General features: G+C 45.9%; 2 protein-coding genes. Both read right to left on the bottom strand.

Annotated features, from left to right (window positions below; all coding sequences use genetic code 11):
• Positions 1-320, bottom strand: a 320-nt coding sequence (locus AB5Y61_RS10585) for a hypothetical protein (RefSeq protein WP_368404123.1), incomplete at its 3' end; no start/stop codon positions are given.
• A 29-nt stretch (positions 321-349) separates the two neighbouring features.
• The coding region (locus AB5Y61_RS10580; RefSeq protein WP_368404122.1) for a hypothetical protein at positions 350-797 on the bottom strand (448 nt) is incomplete at its 5' end.

Below are 797 nucleotides of genomic sequence, written 5' to 3'. Positions count from 1 at the left end.
CTCTCATATAGTTTAGATAGCTCCTCTAATTCGTGCTGGTTTGTGTGTCCGCGTTTGAGCGCGTTCTTCAAACTCTCCTGCAATCGAAAACGTTGCAGCCGTTGCAATCCTTTCCCGATAATCGTCAAATTCCGATTGTTATCTTTTCCAATTTCTTCCACGCTTGAGACTGACTTCTCGAGGGTGTCTATCTTATTAGATAGACCCTCAAGACGTTTGTCAGCTTCTTTTGTGGTTTTGGTACTCTTGAATGAAAAGTAACTTGGAATAATCACGACTAAAACGGGAGTCAACTTATCAACCAGTGTTAATAGGTCCAATTTTACCACCCCCCTATTAAATCACTAGCTTACTGGACGGGTTGAGTTTCAAGCTCCCCCGCTGGTTTTGGCTCGTCTGCTTTTGGTTCGGTCCATTTCCAGATGCCGATCTTGCCGTTTTTGTCCAGTTCCTCCAATTGCTCAAGCGTTTCGCCTTGGTAAGTAAAAGGTTGGTTCACTTGGACCATCACGCGCTTACCTTCGCTAAATTTCTCAGTATGGTTTGGATCCTCGATCGCAAAGATCGCTTGTGCTGGATAGGTTGCACCAACTTTACCAAGGTCTACCAACTCAAGGCCACGTTTAAAGACTGTAGGGTCTAGTGGGTGGTCAATGTCAGTTACGCGGGCGAGTACGCTCCACTCTGCCACGTCTTTGACCTTTTGGATCTCTTCGTCTTTCTTAGCGAGTTTAGCTTCGTACTCTTGTGCTTGAACGTGCAAGTCCTCTTGCAATTTCTTAACCCCTTCAGCCGGG

The sequence above is a fragment of the Streptococcus parasanguinis genome (genome assembly GCF_040908565.1).
Lineage (GTDB): Bacteria > Bacillota > Bacilli > Lactobacillales > Streptococcaceae > Streptococcus > Streptococcus parasanguinis_AC.
Note: the sequence above shows the minus strand (reverse complement) of the source record. Positions and strands in the feature narration are given on the sequence as shown.